General features: G+C 54.3%; 17 protein-coding genes. 15 read left to right on the forward strand and 2 right to left on the reverse strand.

Annotated elements, in window-relative coordinates; translation table 11 throughout:
• Positions 1-2: 2 nt before the first annotated feature.
• Entirely contained in the window at positions 3-1124 is a 1122-nt protein-coding gene (locus tag H6F58_RS11310) for a site-specific integrase (protein ID WP_195181775.1), read from the reverse strand.
• Between the two features lie 9 nt (positions 1125-1133).
• Positions 1134-1682 (reverse strand): helix-turn-helix transcriptional regulator, encoded by a 549-nt coding sequence (locus tag H6F58_RS11315; protein ID WP_206693635.1) that lies wholly within the window; start codon positions 1680-1682, stop codon positions 1134-1136.
• Between the two features lie 94 nt (positions 1683-1776).
• Here H6F58_RS11315 and H6F58_RS11320 point away from each other — a divergent pair, with 94 nt between their 5' ends.
• From H6F58_RS11320 to H6F58_RS11390, 15 genes are all read left to right on the forward strand, one after another.
• Positions 1777-1974, forward strand: coding sequence for a helix-turn-helix domain-containing protein (locus H6F58_RS11320; protein WP_195181777.1), 198 nt, complete (start codon positions 1777-1779; stop codon positions 1972-1974).
• Positions 1975-2342: 368 nt separating this feature from the next.
• Positions 2343-3134, forward strand: a complete 792-nt coding sequence (locus tag H6F58_RS11325) for a phage antirepressor N-terminal domain-containing protein (RefSeq protein WP_195181778.1) — start codon at positions 2343-2345, stop codon at positions 3132-3134.
• Complete coding sequence (locus H6F58_RS11330; protein ID WP_195181779.1) at positions 3131-3775, forward strand: hypothetical protein; 645 nt, start codon at positions 3131-3133, stop codon at positions 3773-3775. The genes H6F58_RS11325 and H6F58_RS11330 overlap by 4 nt, the downstream gene beginning before the upstream one ends.
• Before the next feature lie 300 nt (positions 3776-4075).
• Positions 4076-4879 (forward strand): helix-turn-helix domain-containing protein, encoded by an 804-nt coding sequence (locus H6F58_RS11335; RefSeq protein ID WP_195181780.1) that lies wholly within the window; start codon positions 4076-4078, stop codon positions 4877-4879.
• Positions 4876-5283, forward strand: a complete 408-nt coding sequence (locus H6F58_RS11340; RefSeq protein WP_195181781.1) for a hypothetical protein — start codon at positions 4876-4878, stop codon at positions 5281-5283. Before H6F58_RS11335 ends, H6F58_RS11340 begins: the two co-directional genes overlap by 4 nt.
• Positions 5280-6536, forward strand: a complete 1257-nt coding sequence (locus tag H6F58_RS11345) for a DnaB-like helicase C-terminal domain-containing protein (RefSeq protein WP_195181782.1) — start codon at positions 5280-5282, stop codon at positions 6534-6536. The genes H6F58_RS11340 and H6F58_RS11345 overlap by 4 nt, the downstream gene beginning before the upstream one ends.
• Before the next feature lie 111 nt (positions 6537-6647).
• A complete protein-coding gene (locus H6F58_RS11350) occupies positions 6648-7238 on the forward strand; it encodes a hypothetical protein (RefSeq protein WP_195181783.1) in 591 nt (196 codons plus the stop codon).
• Positions 7235-7516 (forward strand): DUF6221 family protein, encoded by a 282-nt coding sequence (locus H6F58_RS11355; protein ID WP_195181784.1) that lies wholly within the window; start codon positions 7235-7237, stop codon positions 7514-7516. Before H6F58_RS11350 ends, H6F58_RS11355 begins: the two co-directional genes overlap by 4 nt.
• A gap of 1773 nt (positions 7517-9289) precedes the next feature.
• Positions 9290-10357: a terminase gene (locus H6F58_RS11360; RefSeq protein WP_195181785.1), complete on the forward strand. Its 1068-nt coding sequence runs from the start codon at positions 9290-9292 to the stop codon at positions 10355-10357.
• On the forward strand, positions 10317-10934 hold the full coding sequence (locus H6F58_RS11365; RefSeq protein ID WP_195181786.1) for a terminase: 618 nt from the start codon (positions 10317-10319) through the stop codon (positions 10932-10934). The genes H6F58_RS11360 and H6F58_RS11365 overlap by 41 nt, the downstream gene beginning before the upstream one ends.
• A 9-nt stretch (positions 10935-10943) precedes the next feature.
• Entirely contained in the window at positions 10944-12284 is a 1341-nt protein-coding gene (locus H6F58_RS11370) for a phage portal protein (protein WP_195181787.1), read from the forward strand.
• The gene (locus H6F58_RS11375; protein WP_195181788.1) at positions 12284-13519 is read left to right on the forward strand and encodes a hypothetical protein; all 1236 of its coding nucleotides are present in this window, start codon (positions 12284-12286) and stop codon (positions 13517-13519) included. The genes H6F58_RS11370 and H6F58_RS11375 overlap by 1 nt, the downstream gene beginning before the upstream one ends.
• Before the next feature lie 80 nt (positions 13520-13599).
• Positions 13600-14106 (forward strand): hypothetical protein, encoded by a 507-nt coding sequence (locus H6F58_RS11380; protein WP_195181789.1) that lies wholly within the window; start codon positions 13600-13602, stop codon positions 14104-14106.
• 14 nt (positions 14107-14120) lie between these two features.
• On the forward strand, positions 14121-15023 hold the full coding sequence (locus tag H6F58_RS11385) for a phage major capsid protein (protein WP_195181790.1): 903 nt from the start codon (positions 14121-14123) through the stop codon (positions 15021-15023).
• A gap of 8 nt (positions 15024-15031) precedes the next feature.
• Positions 15032-15184 (forward strand): hypothetical protein, encoded by a 153-nt coding sequence (locus H6F58_RS11390; RefSeq protein ID WP_206693636.1) that lies wholly within the window; start codon positions 15032-15034, stop codon positions 15182-15184.
• Positions 15185-15190: the final 6 nt, after the last annotated feature.

Raw genomic sequence — 15190 nt, forward strand, 5'->3', positions numbered from 1 at the left:
AATCAAGCCCGTTTAGTCCGCAGAGAGTCCGCACGAGTTGCCAGAGCATTGCTCACGGCAGCACGTGTGGACTCTTTTGCATCTTCCATGAGATGCCCATATACATCGAGAGTTGTCTTAGCGCTGGCGTGACGCATCGCGGATTGAACCTTCTTGATATCTTCACCGGATGCGATCAGGAACGACGCGAAGAAATGCCGCAGATCGTGGATCCGGAAATTTTCAGGCAAACCCTCCACCGTGGCACGTGCAGTCCTGAACCTGGCTTCGATCGTGTACGGCGCAGCAGGTCTGCCATTCTCCAGAGTCACGAAAGTTTCACTCCCCCACCGCGCAGGATTCTTATTCAGCTCGAAAGCCAGATCACGCGGAATCGGGATTGGATTCTTAGACTCCTCAGTTTTCAGTGGTACGCCTGGATACTGAATAGCCGGCGTGATGAATCCCCGCAACGAATCCACATCCTGAACTCGCAACGCCGAAATTTCTGCCACGCGCAGCCCCGCAAAAGCACCCAACAGGATGACATTCTTCATTCCTTCAGGCATCACATCATACAGCGCCCAGACCTGTTGCTCAGTAGCCACGTAGGGGCGTTGCTTGCCCGTGGGAGGCGCATTTTTCCGACTTATGGGCGTGCGCAACAGTAGACCATCTTCTACCGCGTCAGAGAGCAAATGAGCCAATCGGCGGTAGAGTGCATGAATCGTAGAATCGGCCAAACCCTCTTTTTTGAGCGCAGCCAACCAATTCTTGATCGCCGTAGGGCGGATGTCCTTTAGTGGAATATCACCGAACACTGCATTGATCCGCTTCACGTGCGTCTTCGCTTGCTTTACTGAGCCAGGACGGTTGACTTCGTAGCCTTTCAGCCAATGCGCCGACCAGACAAGCATTGTTGTCGCCGCATCGGTTGGGCTGATGTAAGCGCCAGTGCGGATCTTAACCGCTTCACCCTCAGCCCAGTTCTGAGCATCGATCTTACGGGCGAAAGTCTTACTCTTTTCCTTGCCCTCAGGATCAACATAAGTTCCAAGCCAGCCACCCTTAGGAAAGCGCGCAGACGGAGGACGTCGACGCGAATTAGTCGTACCTGGAGTACGTTTGGGTTTATTCGAGGCCATGATTACCTGCTAGATCTCGTCATTGAATTTCTCATCATCTAACCGGTCCTGCTCATCCTCGATCCAATCCAGAAGCTGGAAAGTATTCAGGTTCGCTAGACTCTCAATCTGCCCAATCTTCTTGTCTAATTTCTCCTTCAGGGATTTAGTAGCCTTCCGCGTTTCACGCCTTTTCGAAATCGCCCCAGCGGCCAACAGCGCGTCACTTCGAGCGTTCTCATACGAACGAGCTGCATCATTGAGATTTTTCGCAGAATCAACGACCTTCTTGGACTGGATGTCCAGTTCTTGGATCCAAGTCACGTAACTATCAGGAGGGGAAATTAGGTAGTTAACCGTCGTTTCAAGTACGTGGGATAGAGCGATAGCCTCATCGAGGCGCACCACACGCTCCCCTTCTTCAGTTCTCGACACGGCAACTTGGTTATATTTTTCCCATCCTGGAACGGCTTGCATATGACGCGCCAATTCCGACTGTGACCAGCCTTTTTGTAACCTTAGGTGCTTCTGATTGTCACCGAATATCTTCGGTAACCCCTTGTCGTTTTGCTCTCCCATACCGTCAATTGTCACACATGGCTGTTGCACCCCCAACAAAATCGTGTATATTCATTAACGAAGCACCCATACGAGAATGAATAGGAATCGCGAAATGGTAGCAATCGCCGTTCTCAAGACAATGGCCGAGGTATCCGAAATGACCGGTATCCCTGTAAACACACTCCGGTACTACCGGCACTTGGGAACCAAAGGTCCGCGCTCAGCCCTTCTTGGGTCGCGCATCATGTACCGCGAACAAGACGTAATCGACTGGATCAATGAACAGTTCGAGGCAAGCGATGCAAAGTAAGCCCGAACAGGTTGGAAATAGCACACCTACTGGCCCACGGTCGGAGGTTGAGATCGCGAATGACCTAATCAATGAGTTTCGTATCGCATGCCAACAGGCGAATATCGAATCGCTTCAGATGGCGTTGCAGAATCTTTCCAAAAAGGATGCGGTTTCTCTTCTCAGGGCTGAGTTCCCACACAAATCAAAATCTTGGTTTGAACGGAATCTCAGGTACCTAATGTCAATGGGTCCAGATGATTTCTACATCCTCTTCAACCATCAGGACCCGACAGCCGTAACAGCAATTCGCAATCTATCGCGGCAAAACACCACGCTCAGAGTCAGCCCGACGCGGCTGGCTTTTTCTATGTGAAACGGAGAATCAGATGACCACTTTGGTTGAAATTCCATTCAAGAACACTGCGCTGTACGTCACCAGCGAAGACGGCAAGCCACTCGTGAGCCTTCGTCACATGTGCGAATCAATCGGCTTGGACGTTGAAAGCCAGCGCAAGCGAATCAATAGAAGCGCTTGGGGACGTGCGGTCATGATGACCGCGACTGGATCTGACGGCAAAAACTATCAGATGACCATGATCGACCGTCGTGTAATGACGATCTGGCTCGCAACAGTGGAAACTTCTCGAATCAAGGACGTGGAGGTTCGCCAGCGACTCGAAGCCTTCCAGAACGAGGCAGCCGACGCTCTGGACTCATATTTCCATGAGGGTGGTGCGATCAACCCAAACGCGACTGCATCCCAGTTGGACCGGATCGCCCTGACAGTCAAGGCGCAGGGCGAAGCGTTACAGGCCTTGTCGCCGTTCTTGTCTCCCAAGTTCCTGGAATCCAAGGCGAAGTTGCTTGTTGCGCGTGCACTTGGTGAGGAACCGGAGATTGACCCGCTGGACCTACCGTTGCACGCGGACGATTACTTGACCAGTAAGGGCTTGAAGGCATCGGAGATCAAGTCTGAGCGTTCCATGTTTGGCCGGCGTATGGCTAAGGCCTACCGAGAGCTACATGGCAAAGCACCAAAGAAAGCAACGAACGAAGTGAACGGCTCAATTCGAAAGATCAACGCCTACACAAACCGTGACCGGGGATTGTTCGATCAGGTTTGGGACGATCACTACGCGGAACTATTCGAGCCTAGCCTGATGGACGAACTCTCATGAACCTGACATTCAGTGCTCACCAACAAAAAAGGGATACCAACGGACAGCGATCCATTGACGCCCCAACAATAGAGAAAGGCCGCGACGCACTCGCCAAAGTCAACGTCGCAGCCCCAACCAATTACCCAGAAAAGGAACCAGTTATGAGCAATGTTACCAACTTTCCCCAACCGCCAGCCGGATTCAAGCTCGAATACTTTTGCAGCTGTGGAGCTGAATGCCCACCAAACGACCCCATGGAGCCAGAATGCGAAACCATTGGCCACAGCTACGTTGGCCCCGGTGTTCACCTAGGCGATGCGAGTGGATGTCAAGTGAACAGTTCCTGGAGCGCTAGTGACGGGATCAGGTTTCTAGTCTCAAACCACGGGTACACCAGTGACGCAGATGATGCCCCATACGTCGAAAAGACGTGGACCCGCGAACAATTGAAGCGCCTTCCGCAAATGATTGAGCAGGTTCTCAGCAAGATCGACTACGAGGCAGCTAAGCAGTTCTTTGAAAGGCACCCGGAGCACTTTCAGGAGGCCGTAACCGTTCAAGAGCTGGCGCGGCTCGCCCACGAAAACAATCTCGACACTCCTCAGACCTTCCAGGCTTACATGGACATCTACAACAAGCGGGGCATCAACAATGCCTAGTCCAATGACAGCCCCAACTGGCTCCATTCAATCTGTTGCCCCGATAGTGCTGCATTATTGGCCTCAAGCTGATATCGATGCTGGTCGCTTCACTGTGGCACTCTGCGGAGAAGCAGCCGTTCCAGCTAGCGGTGGCACCCACGAGGCCGGCTCTGGAACGTCTTATACCTGTCCTGATTGCATGTTGCGTTACACGTTGATGCTCGCCCGAAGGTAAGCAATCAAGAACGATACAAGTAGATATTCGGCGGCAGGAAACAATTACTGTTTCCTGCCGCCGTGCGCTTGATAGGAGATCAAGTGAGCATCAGAGCTCTCAAGTGGGCATTCGATCAAAAGCTCCCCACAATCCCCAAATTCGTGCTCGTTGTCTTAGGAGACTACGCAGACGAGCGTCACTCTTGCTTTCCGGGGCAGAAGCACATTGCTGAGACCGTCGGATCATCAGAATCCAGTGTGCGCCGTGCATTAAAGACTCTGGAGGATGAAGGGCTGATCATTCGCGAGCGAAGGACCCGGGAAAACGGCTCGCGCACCTCAGATCGATACGTCCTACCGGTCAACGTGACCGATAGGGATAAGGGTGGGCTTACCGGTCACAGTGACACCCCCCAACCGGTCAGAGTGACGGGTAGGGGAAAACCGTCCGAAAAGGAACCAAAATCCGCGCCAGATATGGGAAGCGACCCTGTGGATAACGAAAACCCTACCGGTCACAGCGACACCCCCATATCCTTTCTATCCCAAAGTACTATCCCAAAGAACCGTTTCGACGAGTCGAAACCCTCGAAAATCAGCCCAGCCCAGCGAGTAACCACCGAGGCTTACGAAGCAGTCGGAAAAGCATTCAACTACGTCGCCGTAATGAAGCTGGCCGAATGGATGCTGCGAGATAGACACCTCACCGAACCACAAGCAGTGCAAGCAATCGTTGACACTTACCGAGCTGGAAAACCAATCATCAAGACAACACTCGGTCAGCTCATCGACGGCTATAACAGCAAAGCTAACGTGTCGCTGCAATCCACTTCGCACCGCATGCAACAGACGCTACTGCTCGCCCAAGAACTAGAACAACGCAACCAGGGAGCAATCACCCAATGAACATCACCGATACCGCCATGGTTCTCGCCAAGATCCAGGCATTCAACAACCGCACCTTCGACCAACCAGCAATCCAGGCATGGCACGACACCATTGGAGACCTAGACCTGACGGACTCGCTAAGCGCCGTAAGTGACTACTTCCGCGAATCCAAAGAATGGATCATGCCCTCCGATATTCGTTATGGCGTGAAAAAGATCCGCGAGGCACGCATCGGGGAGATCCGCACAGACATCCGCATCCGAGAGGAAGACGAAGACTACGACAACATCAAACTCTCCGTAGCCCGCAAAAAGCACCTCTATAACCTCGTAGCCTCCGGCGCTCTCACACCCGAGCAGTACCACGCATACCACGCTGGAACCTTCGCTCTACCGAACATGCCGAAAGCGATTACGAAATGAGTGAACCACTCGAACACGCGGAGCTATCCATCATTGGCTCAATCCTTCTCACTGAAGGCAAAGCCCTCGACGAGATTGACCTCAATCCATCGAGCTACCAAGACAAACGACTAGAGGATATCCACCGGCTCATGCTTGGCATGAAGGCCTGCGGTGAACCAATCAACGTACTAACCCTGCCAAAATACGCTCTCACCAATGCGCAGCGAGTCGATGCGACACTGCTACACCAAGCCATGTCCGTCACTCCTACAGCTTCCACAGTGGCTTACTATGCGAAAATCGTTGCCGATGCTCACGCGGGGCGAAACCTCACCGCAACCGCCGACTGGATCAAGTCTCAAGCCAAACGTGGAGTGGACCCCGAACATGTCATCGAGCAGGCGAAAGCAACACTCGAAAATGCTCGCGGCAGCATCGGCCTTCAAAAGATTGCACCCATCGGTTCAGATATTGAGACCTACGTGGACAATTTGGAAAAGGAGCGCGTCTACTACAAAACACCATGGCATCAAATCAACGACCTTATCGGCGGACTCATGCCAGGCGCCCTCTACGTGGTCGGCGCAAGACCGTCCGTAGGCAAGTCAGCGGTAGGGCTACAACTTGCCCAGTCATTGGAAGCTCACGGTTCAGTGGCTTTCATTAGTTTGGAGATGCTCGAAGGCGACCTCATGGATCGCCTCATATCCAACGAGAAGAAAATTCCCTATCAACGATTCACGGATGGGAACCTCACGTCCGAGGACTGGCGCCGCATGGCCGAATGGCTGCCCACAGTGGAGAAACGGCGCATCTACGTGTCAGAACCTCACACGGCGACAATGCCGGCCATTCGTAGATTCATCAGCGACGTAGATCGGACCGAGAAGCTTTCAGGTGTGGTGATCGACTATCTGCAGTTGATCAATCAATCCGGCGAGCGCATGACTGATCAAGAGTTCCTATCAGAAGTAACTCGGCAGTTGAAGCTCATGGCCTTGCAAATGAACATTCCGATTGTCCTGTTGTCCCAGTTGAACCGTGGCAGCGCTAACCGAGAAGACAAAGTTCCACGCTCATCAGACCTGCGAGGTTCCGGATCAATCGAGCAAGACGCAGACGTGATCATCCTCCTGCACCGAGAACTAAAAGGCGACGAGTCCTATCGCATGTTCATGAACGTAGAGAAGAACCGCCGAGGACGAGCCGGCGACACCGAAATGGTTTTCCAAGGCCACTACTCAAACATCCACGATGCACTAACCAACTAATCCAAAATCCGTCGAAAAAGGAGCCCAAGACGTAAGCAGCATTGACCGGCACTTCATCGGTGACTACCCGCCAGAAAGACTGGACACCCCAATCACCATCCAGGAGGATCAGTGACCACTTGCACCACACCCGACTGCGGGATGGAAGCAAACCTCTACATCTGCAACCAATGCATCAACGACCTCCAAGCATGGATCAACAAAGTCCCAGACATGATGCAAGAACTACTCATCACCATGGGCAACCTCGACAACATGCGACCAACACGCAACGAAGGAGGCAACGGCACAAGCACAGACCCACGCGAACCAGTCAACGACCACCTACTAGACCTCAGAACATCACTCCGCATCTGGGAAAACCAAAACGCCGAACAACTCGCACACGACCAATACGCGGGCGGATTCATCAACCTACTCGCGAAGATCCTCAAACGAGCAGAACACGCCATCGACCTACCCGAAGACGAACCACAACCAGACCACGAAGCAATACGCGAACGAGTCAAAGAAATCGCACCACCAATGCCCACACGACAACTCGTGCCCTGGCTACGAACAAACGCTAAACTAACAATCAAAGCCAAAGACATCCGAAACTGGGCATCACGCGGAAAACTCCACCCAGTAGAACGCGAACCACAACCAACCTACTGGCCACACGAAGTCGTGCAAGCCCACAAAGAAACGAGAAACCAATGAACATCATTGAATTCCTCGAAGTCCGAATCGCTGAAGATGAGCAAGAAGCCAAAGCCTGCCTCGCCCAATATGAGCGCGGCGAAGACGTGAGCAAGCGGCGATGGACGCGGATGCTCGGAGAATGCAAAGTCAAGCTGGCTATCGTTGACCTGCACTCACCAATCGATCCATGCGATGCGCATGACGAACAAATGAAGTCCATTTCCTGCGATACTCTCCGCGCCCTCGCCGCCATATACTCTGACCATCCCGACTACAAAGACGAATGGACACTGTGAAATTCAGCTTTTAATCCCGGAAAGAATCATGTAAAGTGACTCAAGAAGGGCGATTCGTCGTACCTTCGCACAGGAGCTTCCCACTTGGGTGGCTCTTTTTTTGTACCCAAAAGTGGTACCACACCGGCTGAGGGGCGAACCGGTAACACAACCCCTCACACAAAGCCCAGACCAACTGATGTTGCGTGGGCTGAATAATTGAATAGCCCAGTCGCACGAGACTGGGAGCGCTGACCGGAGTGATCCATCGTGATTACCGGGGTTCGAGTCCCCGGCAGCGCACGACTTGCAAGTGATGGATTGCCGGATGCGTGCACGTATCACCCGTCGCAAAGAACGGGAAAAGCTACCACGTTGCAAGCTATCGAGTCCTAAACGGAAACGCATGGACTGGTTCGAGGGTGTCACCGTATGGCTGGCTAACTGCGGCATGCAGGTATCGAAAGATATCCGCCTTGCGTGTGCTCGTGCCAGAGAGTCTGACTCAACAGCACGGGCGCACTGCGGGAGTTCCTAGAGGACTAGCAAGGGTAAGACGTTACCCAACTGCGACAGGTGCAATCCCTGCTACTCCCACGACGGGTCAACAAGCCCAAGCTTGAAGGCATGGCAAGACGGCGTGTATAAAGGCCCGACCATGACCTGCCCGGCAACACTTACACAGCCCATGATGGGGTCGCGTGACGGCGACTGGACCGACACAACGCCGGGCGTGCAGAGCCCCGGACAACCAACGCGGGTAGCAATGATGAGGTGGTGACACTGTGGCACGAGCCAAACGCATCTGCCCCAAGCCAGGATGCCCACAACCCGCAACTAAACGCTATTGCGCTGAGCATGAGCGAGAGTACGAACGCGCACGAGGCAACAGCACCCAACGCGGATACGACTCCAAACATCAAACACTACGTAAGCAATGGCGTGAACGTATTGATCGAGGCGGAGTTAGCTGCGCATCATGCGGGCTACCAATCCACCCGCAAGCACCGTTCGACCTCGGGCACACCGACGACCGAACCGCATACAAAGGCGCTGAGCACGTGCACTGCAACCGCTCAAACGGTGGACGCAAAGGCAGAACCAACCAAGCCTAAGCCTGTGGAAAACCTGTGCACAACCCCCACCCGGGGGCACCTCAAACCCCCTCTGACCTGACCGCCGGTGAGGTGGCTCTGATGCGCGGAGGGTTCAAGATTTTCTGACTAGGCACTTTATGAGGTGGTGATCGCATGGGTTCTGGTGGTTCTCGTAATCGTTCGGGGCCGCAGCCTGATCCTTCGTCTGGTCGGTCTGATTCTCGTGGGATAAAGCTTGACGCTTTGCCTAATGAGGGCCGTTCTGGTGAGCCTCCTTTGGCGTGGCCGTTGGGTTCGCCGGCTGTCTACATTGACGTAATTGTGAATGGTAAGCCTTCTCGTGAGCTTGATGAGGGCGCTACTGAGGATCGTCGTCAGGCTGAGCTTTCCCTCTGGGATGAGGTTTGGACTTATCCGCAGGCTTGCGCCTGGGAACTAGACAGATGGCGTTGGAACATCGTTGCCCTCTATGTCCGTACGTTCCTTGTTTGTGCTGGCCCTGAGGCTAAGGCTGCTGATAAGGCTTCGTTGCATCGTTTTGGTGATCAGCTTGGACTTACTCCTGCTGGTCTAAAGGAGAACGGTTGGGCGATTGCTCGTAGCGAGGTTGATATGAAGCGTTCTGAGAAGCCTAGCTTGTCAGTTATTGACGAAACGGAGCAGGAGCGCCCCCAGCGTCGTTTGAGGGGGTGATCTTGTGTCTGATTTCAAGGTTGATTTTCCGACCTTGGGGGACGTTGTTGATGCTTGGATTGCTCAGCATTGCAAGGTTCCGAATGGTTTTGATCGTGGTGCTTCGTTTGTGGAGTCTGATTGGCAGTTTTGGTGTACGGCGAATCACTATCGGGTGAAGGACACTGCGCAGTGGGATCCTGTGAAGCCGTTGCGTGCTCAGGCGTTCCATTATCGTCGTTCTCAGATTGTTGCCCCGCAGAAGACAGGCAAGGGGCCTTGGTCAGCGTCGATTGTTGCGGCTGAGGCTGTTGGGCCTACGTTTTTTGGTGGTTGGGCTGAGAAGGGCGACGTGTACCGTTGCGAGGACTTTGGTTGTCCTTGTGGCTGGTATTGGGAGTATGAGCCTGGTGAGCCTATGGGTATTCGCCAGCCGTCGCCGTTGATTCAGATGCTTGCTACTTCTGAGGATCAGGTGGATAACGTTTATGGGCCGTTGAAGGCGATGATCCTTTTGGGTCCGCTTGGTTCGTTGATGAAAGTCCGCGAGGGGTTCATTCGCATTCTTGGCGGTGAGGGTGGCGAGGATTTCGACAAGATCGAAGCTGTTTCGTCGTCTGCTGCTTCTCGCCTGGGTAACCCGATCTCGTTTGCTTTGCAGGATGAGACGGGTACTTATACGAAGACGAACAAGCTGATTCGGGTTGCTCAGACTCAGCGTCGTGGTCTTGCTGGTATGGGTGGTCGTTCGATTGAGACTACGAATGCTTGGGATCCTGCTGAGGCTTCGTTGGCTCAGCAGACTTTTGAGTCTCAGGCGCCGGATATTTTCAAGTTTTATCGTCAGCCGCCTGCTGATTTGTCGTATCGGAATAAGCGTGAGCGCAAGCGGATTCATGCGCATGTTTATGACGGGTCGCCTTGGGTGAATTTGGATGACATTGAGGCTGAGGCTGTCGAACTGCTTGAAACGGACCCGGCGCAGGCCGAACGGTTCTTCGGGAATCGTTTGGTGTCTGGTTCTGGTGCTTGGTTGAAGGACGGTCTGTGGGATGCAGCTTACGCAGGTAACTTGGTTGCCGAGTCCGCCTGATGGCACTCAGATAACGCTTGGGCTCGATGGTTCCGAGAACGACGACTGGACGGCCATCCGTGGCGAGACCATTGACGGTCATCAGTTCACTCCGCGTTATGGGCCTGATAAGCGTCCTGCCGTGTGGAATCCTGCCGAGTGGGGTGGGGAGATCCCGCGTGGCGAGGTTGACGCTTGTGTTGATGAGCTGATGACCCGGTTCAAGGTGAAACGCATGTATTGCGACCCTCACGGCTGGTATACGGAGATCGGCAACTGGTCGGTCACGTATGGCGATGACGTTGTTTTTGAATGGAATTGCTCCCGTATTTCTCGCATGTTCGAGGAAATTGTGCGATTTCAAACAGATTTGCGTGAGAAACGCATGACTCATGATGGTTGCCCGTATGCGGCGATGGCGTTTGCTAACGCACGGAAGATCGCCAAACCGGGTCAGAAATACATTCTTGGGAAGCCTACGCAGCATCAAAAGATCGATGTTGCGATGTCTTCCATTCTTGCTCATACCGCTGCGGCGGACGCTCACACTGCTGGTTGGGGCGAGGAAACCGATAACCGTATGTGGTGTTTTGGATAGGGGGCCGTTTTGGCGTTGACCAATGAGATGACCTCTCTTGTCCAGGGTCTTGAGGATAAGCTTTCGGCTTTGTCTGGCAAGGATTTGCTGAATGACAGGTATTACGAGGGCGCTCAGCGTTTGGAGCATATTGGGTTGGCTGTGCCGCCTGAGCTTCGGCGTTTTGAGACTTCGGCTAATGCGTGTCGTATCACGGTTGATTCGGTGGCGCATCGTCAGAAGTTGAAGACGTTCTATCTTCCTGATTCTGATGAGGCTTCGGCTGAGTTGCGTGATGGTTGGGATGCGAACAATCTTGATTCTGAGTCGCAGTTGCTCAGCAAGGAGAAGTTGATCCTTGGTCGCGGGTTTGTGTCTGTTGGCACGAATGAGGAGGATCCTGATCATCCTTTGATTCGTGTTGAGTCGCCGCGTGAGATCGCTGTTGATGTGGATGTGCGTCATCGTCGGATGAATGCTGCTGCACGTTTCTACGGCGATTCCGTGGAGCCTGGGCGGGCTGAGTTTGCGACGTTGTATCTGCCGAATCAGACGCTCTGGTTGGAGCGTGGCACTGGTGGCTGGAACGTCGTTGATCGGGATGATCACAAGCTTGGCCGCGTGCCGTTGGTGATGTTCTTGAATCGTCGTCGTCTGGGGCGCTGGAACGGTGTTTCGGAGATGGCAGACGTTATCCCGCTGGTTGATGCGGTCGCTCGTACGCTGACTAACTTGCAGTTGGCTGGTGAGACTCATTCTGTGCCTCAGAAGTATGTTCTTGGCATGTCTAAGGGCGATTTTGTGGATAAGGATGGGAAGCCGATCCCGGCGTGGGAGGCATACTTCAATGCGATTTGGGCGAACGCGAACAAGGACGCGAAGGTTGGCCAATTCGCGGCGTCTGATCTGAAGAACTTCCACGAGACGACGAACCATTACATGCAGCTCATTTCGGGTATTACTGGTTTGCCGGTCCGTTATTTCGGGCAGAATACGGCTAATCCGCCTGCTGAGGGTGCGTTGATCGCTGATGAGTCGCGTTTGATCCAGAATGTTGAAGCTAAGAACGCTGAGGATGGCGACTCGTGGGGCTGGGTTATGGGCTTGTATGAGCGTTTCCGTACCGGCGAGTGGGTCAACGGTAACCGGATCGCTACGGAGTGGTACAACCCGGCTACGCCGACTCAGGCACAGACAGCCGATGCGGTGACGAAGATGTATGCCGGCGGCAATGGGCTGTTGTCGTTGGAGTCTGCTTGGGATTCGTTGGGCTGGTCTGAGGCTCAGAAGAAGCGTGAGTGGGAACGTCGTGAGCGTGAGTCGCGCATGAGCCTGGGCATGTTGGAGAAGGACGTTGAACAGGAGCTCTAATGTCGGTTCCTGCTGCGGTTGTTTCTCAGTACAAGGCTAGTCAGCGTTTGCAGTCTCAGGCGGCTCTCGCGGCTCGCAGGGCTTGGGGTCAGGTTCAGCCGGCGTCGATCTCAGAGTCATGGGAATCGATTCTCAGGGCTTCGGGATTGATTACTGCGGTGTCTGCTGGGCAGTTGGCGAACGCTACGGCGGGTGCAAGCTATTCGGCTGATGCGTTGGCTCAGCAGGGCTTGTATGAGCCTCCTGAAGCGTTCGTCAATCCTGCCGGGTTTGCTGGCATCGCTGCTGATGGGCGTTCACTTGAGGGGCTGTTGTATTCGACGGCTCCTTATGTGAAGTCGCTTATCGGTGGCGGTATGGACGTTGCGACGGCTATGGGTGCTGGTGCTAAGCATGTGCAGATGTTGGCGAAGACTACTGTTGCTGATGCTGGGCGTGGTGCTGCTGGCGTGGATATTGCTTCTCGTCGTGGTGTTGGTTATGTGCGCATGTTGAATCCACCGTCGTGCTCTCGATGTTCGGTGTTGGCGGGCAAGTTCTACCGTTGGAATGCTGGCTTTCGCCGGCATCCTGGTTGTGACTGTGTGCATGTCGCTTCGACTGAGAAGGCTGTGCATGGTGGTGAGTCCGAGGGGCTGATTCATGACCCTTACGAATACTTCAAGAGCTTGTCTGAGGCTGAGCAGGATCGCCTTTATACGAAGGCTGGGGCGCAGGCGATTCGCGATGGCGCTGACTTGTTCCAAGTGGTGAACTCGCGCCGTGGAATGAAGCCGGGCGGGCTGGTTACCACTGAGGGTACTAGTCGCCGTGGCAACTTTGGGCGGGGTAACGGTCCACGTTTGACCCCCGAAGGTATCTACGCGCAGAACCTTTCTCGCGCTGACACTCTGAAAGCTCTTGAGCGTAACGGGTACATCCTGCCGGGTGGCCAAGATCCTTTGGGTTCGATTCGCGGTCAACGCGAGGGCTTTGGCGCGTTGGGCCGTGGTGGTACTCGTGTTGGTGCTCGTGAGGCTGTACTGGATGCGCGCAGGACGGGTGAACGTAAGCCGAATGACCGCTACAACATGACCGAGGCTGAACGCCGCTTGTTCGATGCTCAGTTGCGTTGGGATGCAGTCCGCGAAGGACGTAACCCATACAGCTCGAAGAAGCCTCTAACCCCTGAAATTGCCGCGAAAGTTGAGAAAGACTTCCGGCGCTGGTTGGCCACGGGCGGCCAGGTTTTCTAATCAAGTTTTTTGTTCTTCCCTTGCGTGCGATGCGCCGGGGTTATTTGCCGTGCGATGCGGCTACCAATAAGGAGTAATCCATGTCTGATGCTGTGAACACTGAAGCCAGCGAAAACACTGATGCTGCTACTGCGGCCACTGAACAGGTGCAGTCGCAAGATGATAAGCCACTTGGTGAGAACGGTGAGAAAGCGCTGAAGGCTGAGCGCGAAGCACGCAAAGCTGCTGAAGCGCGACTAGCTGAGTTTGAAGCCAAGGAAAAAGAAGCTGCGAAGGCTAACTTGTCTGAGGTTGAACGCGCTCAGGCTGAGGCTAAGGACGCTTTGGAGGCCAGTGTCAAGGCAGCGAGTGAGCTGTCTACCTACAAGCTGGCCGCGAAGCTCGGCATCACCGATGAAGCTGACATGGAAATTCTTCTAGCTATCCCTGATGAGGCGACTCGCGAACGCACTGCGGAACGCATCGCCAAGGCAGGTGTGGCATCAACCCCGAAGCCAGACCTTTCGCAAGGTGCGAAGGGTTCGGACAAGAAAGCTTCGACTGGTCAGCAGTTCGAGGACTTCTTCAATAGCAATCTCGCAAAATAAGGAGCTGAAAAGCTATGGCAGGTATTGACCTGAACCGTACATCCACCAACGTTGCGGCGCTACTTCCAAAGGAAATCTCGCAGGAGATTTGGAGCAACGCTGTCAACGATTCGGTGATCATGCAGGCTGCACGCCGCATCAACCTTCCAGGGTCGGGCGTCACTATCCCGATTATCACCGGCGATGCTGAGGCTGACTGGGTGAATGAGACCGATGAGAAGCCTGTATCTCAGGCGACTGTCGGTAATAAGTCGATCACCCCCTACAAGCTGGCTGTCATTGAGCTGTTCTCTGATGAGTTCCGCCGTGACCTGCCGGGACTGTACGCTGAGCTGGCTCGCCGACTTCCGTCGGCACTGGGTCGCAAGTTCGACTCGACTATTCTGCATGGCACTGCGCCAGGTTCGAACTTCGATGTTCTGACCGGCTCGACCGCTGTTGCGTTGGATGGCACCGACACTATTGGTGATCTGGCAACCGCGCTGACTACCGTTGGCGCTGCTGGTGGCGACCTGTCGCACTGGCTGATCTCGCCACAGGCTGAGGGCACTGTGATGACCGCCAAGGACGGTACCGGCAATTACGCGTTCCTGCGTGATGCACGCACTGACCGTGGAGCTATCGGCTCCATTTACGGTCGCGACGTGCTGAAGTCGGCTGCTGTCTACGATAACCCGACTGACCCAGCACCGGACACTGTTGGTTTCGCCGGCGACTTCGCCAACTCCGCTATCTGGGGTTCGGTTGAGGGCATCAAGGTTGACATCAGCAACCAGGCCACCGTGAACAAGGGCGGAACCCAGATCAACCTCTGGCAGCGCAACATGTTTGCGATCCGCGCTGAGGTTGAAGTCGGCTTCATTGTCCGCAACGGTGCTCACTTCGTGAAGCTGACCGGCGCTACTTCGGCTGACTAATGCTGTTGGTGAATCCGTTTACCGGGAAGCTGGTTGATGCTCCTAAAGAGCATGTTGATCAGCTTCTCGGTGCTGGTTTCAAGAAGCAGGAATCAGAAGTGGTGGAGCCCAAGGGTTCTGCCCCGGCTCGCAAGGGCCGTCCTCGCAAGTCTGCTGAGTAGTTAGGG

Origin of the sequence: Glutamicibacter sp. FBE19, assembly GCF_015524875.1 — a bacterium.
Lineage (GTDB): Bacteria > Actinomycetota > Actinomycetes > Actinomycetales > Micrococcaceae > Glutamicibacter > Glutamicibacter halophytocola.

What these genes read in the sequence shown, in the direction of transcription:
- H6F58_RS11310 (WP_195181775.1), bottom strand. Translation starts at nt 1,124, where the DNA reads ATGGCCTCGAATAAACCCAAACGTACTCCAGGTACGACTAATTCGCGT.
- H6F58_RS11315 (WP_206693635.1), bottom strand. Translation starts at nt 1,682, where the DNA reads ATGGGAGAGCAAAACGACAAGGGGTTACCGAAGATATTCGGTGACAAT.
- H6F58_RS11320 (WP_195181777.1), top strand. Translation starts at nt 1,777, where the DNA reads ATGGTAGCAATCGCCGTTCTCAAGACAATGGCCGAGGTATCCGAAATG.
- H6F58_RS11325 (WP_195181778.1), top strand. Translation starts at nt 2,343, where the DNA reads ATGACCACTTTGGTTGAAATTCCATTCAAGAACACTGCGCTGTACGTC.
- H6F58_RS11330 (WP_195181779.1), top strand. Translation starts at nt 3,131, where the DNA reads ATGAACCTGACATTCAGTGCTCACCAACAAAAAAGGGATACCAACGGA.
- H6F58_RS11340 (WP_195181781.1), top strand. Translation starts at nt 4,876, where the DNA reads ATGAACATCACCGATACCGCCATGGTTCTCGCCAAGATCCAGGCATTC.
- H6F58_RS11345 (WP_195181782.1), top strand. Translation starts at nt 5,280, where the DNA reads ATGAGTGAACCACTCGAACACGCGGAGCTATCCATCATTGGCTCAATC.
- H6F58_RS11355 (WP_195181784.1), top strand. Translation starts at nt 7,235, where the DNA reads ATGAACATCATTGAATTCCTCGAAGTCCGAATCGCTGAAGATGAGCAA.
- H6F58_RS11365 (WP_195181786.1), top strand. Translation starts at nt 10,317, where the DNA reads ATGCAGCTTACGCAGGTAACTTGGTTGCCGAGTCCGCCTGATGGCACT.
- H6F58_RS11375 (WP_195181788.1), top strand. Translation starts at nt 12,284, where the DNA reads ATGTCGGTTCCTGCTGCGGTTGTTTCTCAGTACAAGGCTAGTCAGCGT.
- H6F58_RS11380 (WP_195181789.1), top strand. Translation starts at nt 13,600, where the DNA reads ATGTCTGATGCTGTGAACACTGAAGCCAGCGAAAACACTGATGCTGCT.
- H6F58_RS11385 (WP_195181790.1), top strand. Translation starts at nt 14,121, where the DNA reads ATGGCAGGTATTGACCTGAACCGTACATCCACCAACGTTGCGGCGCTA.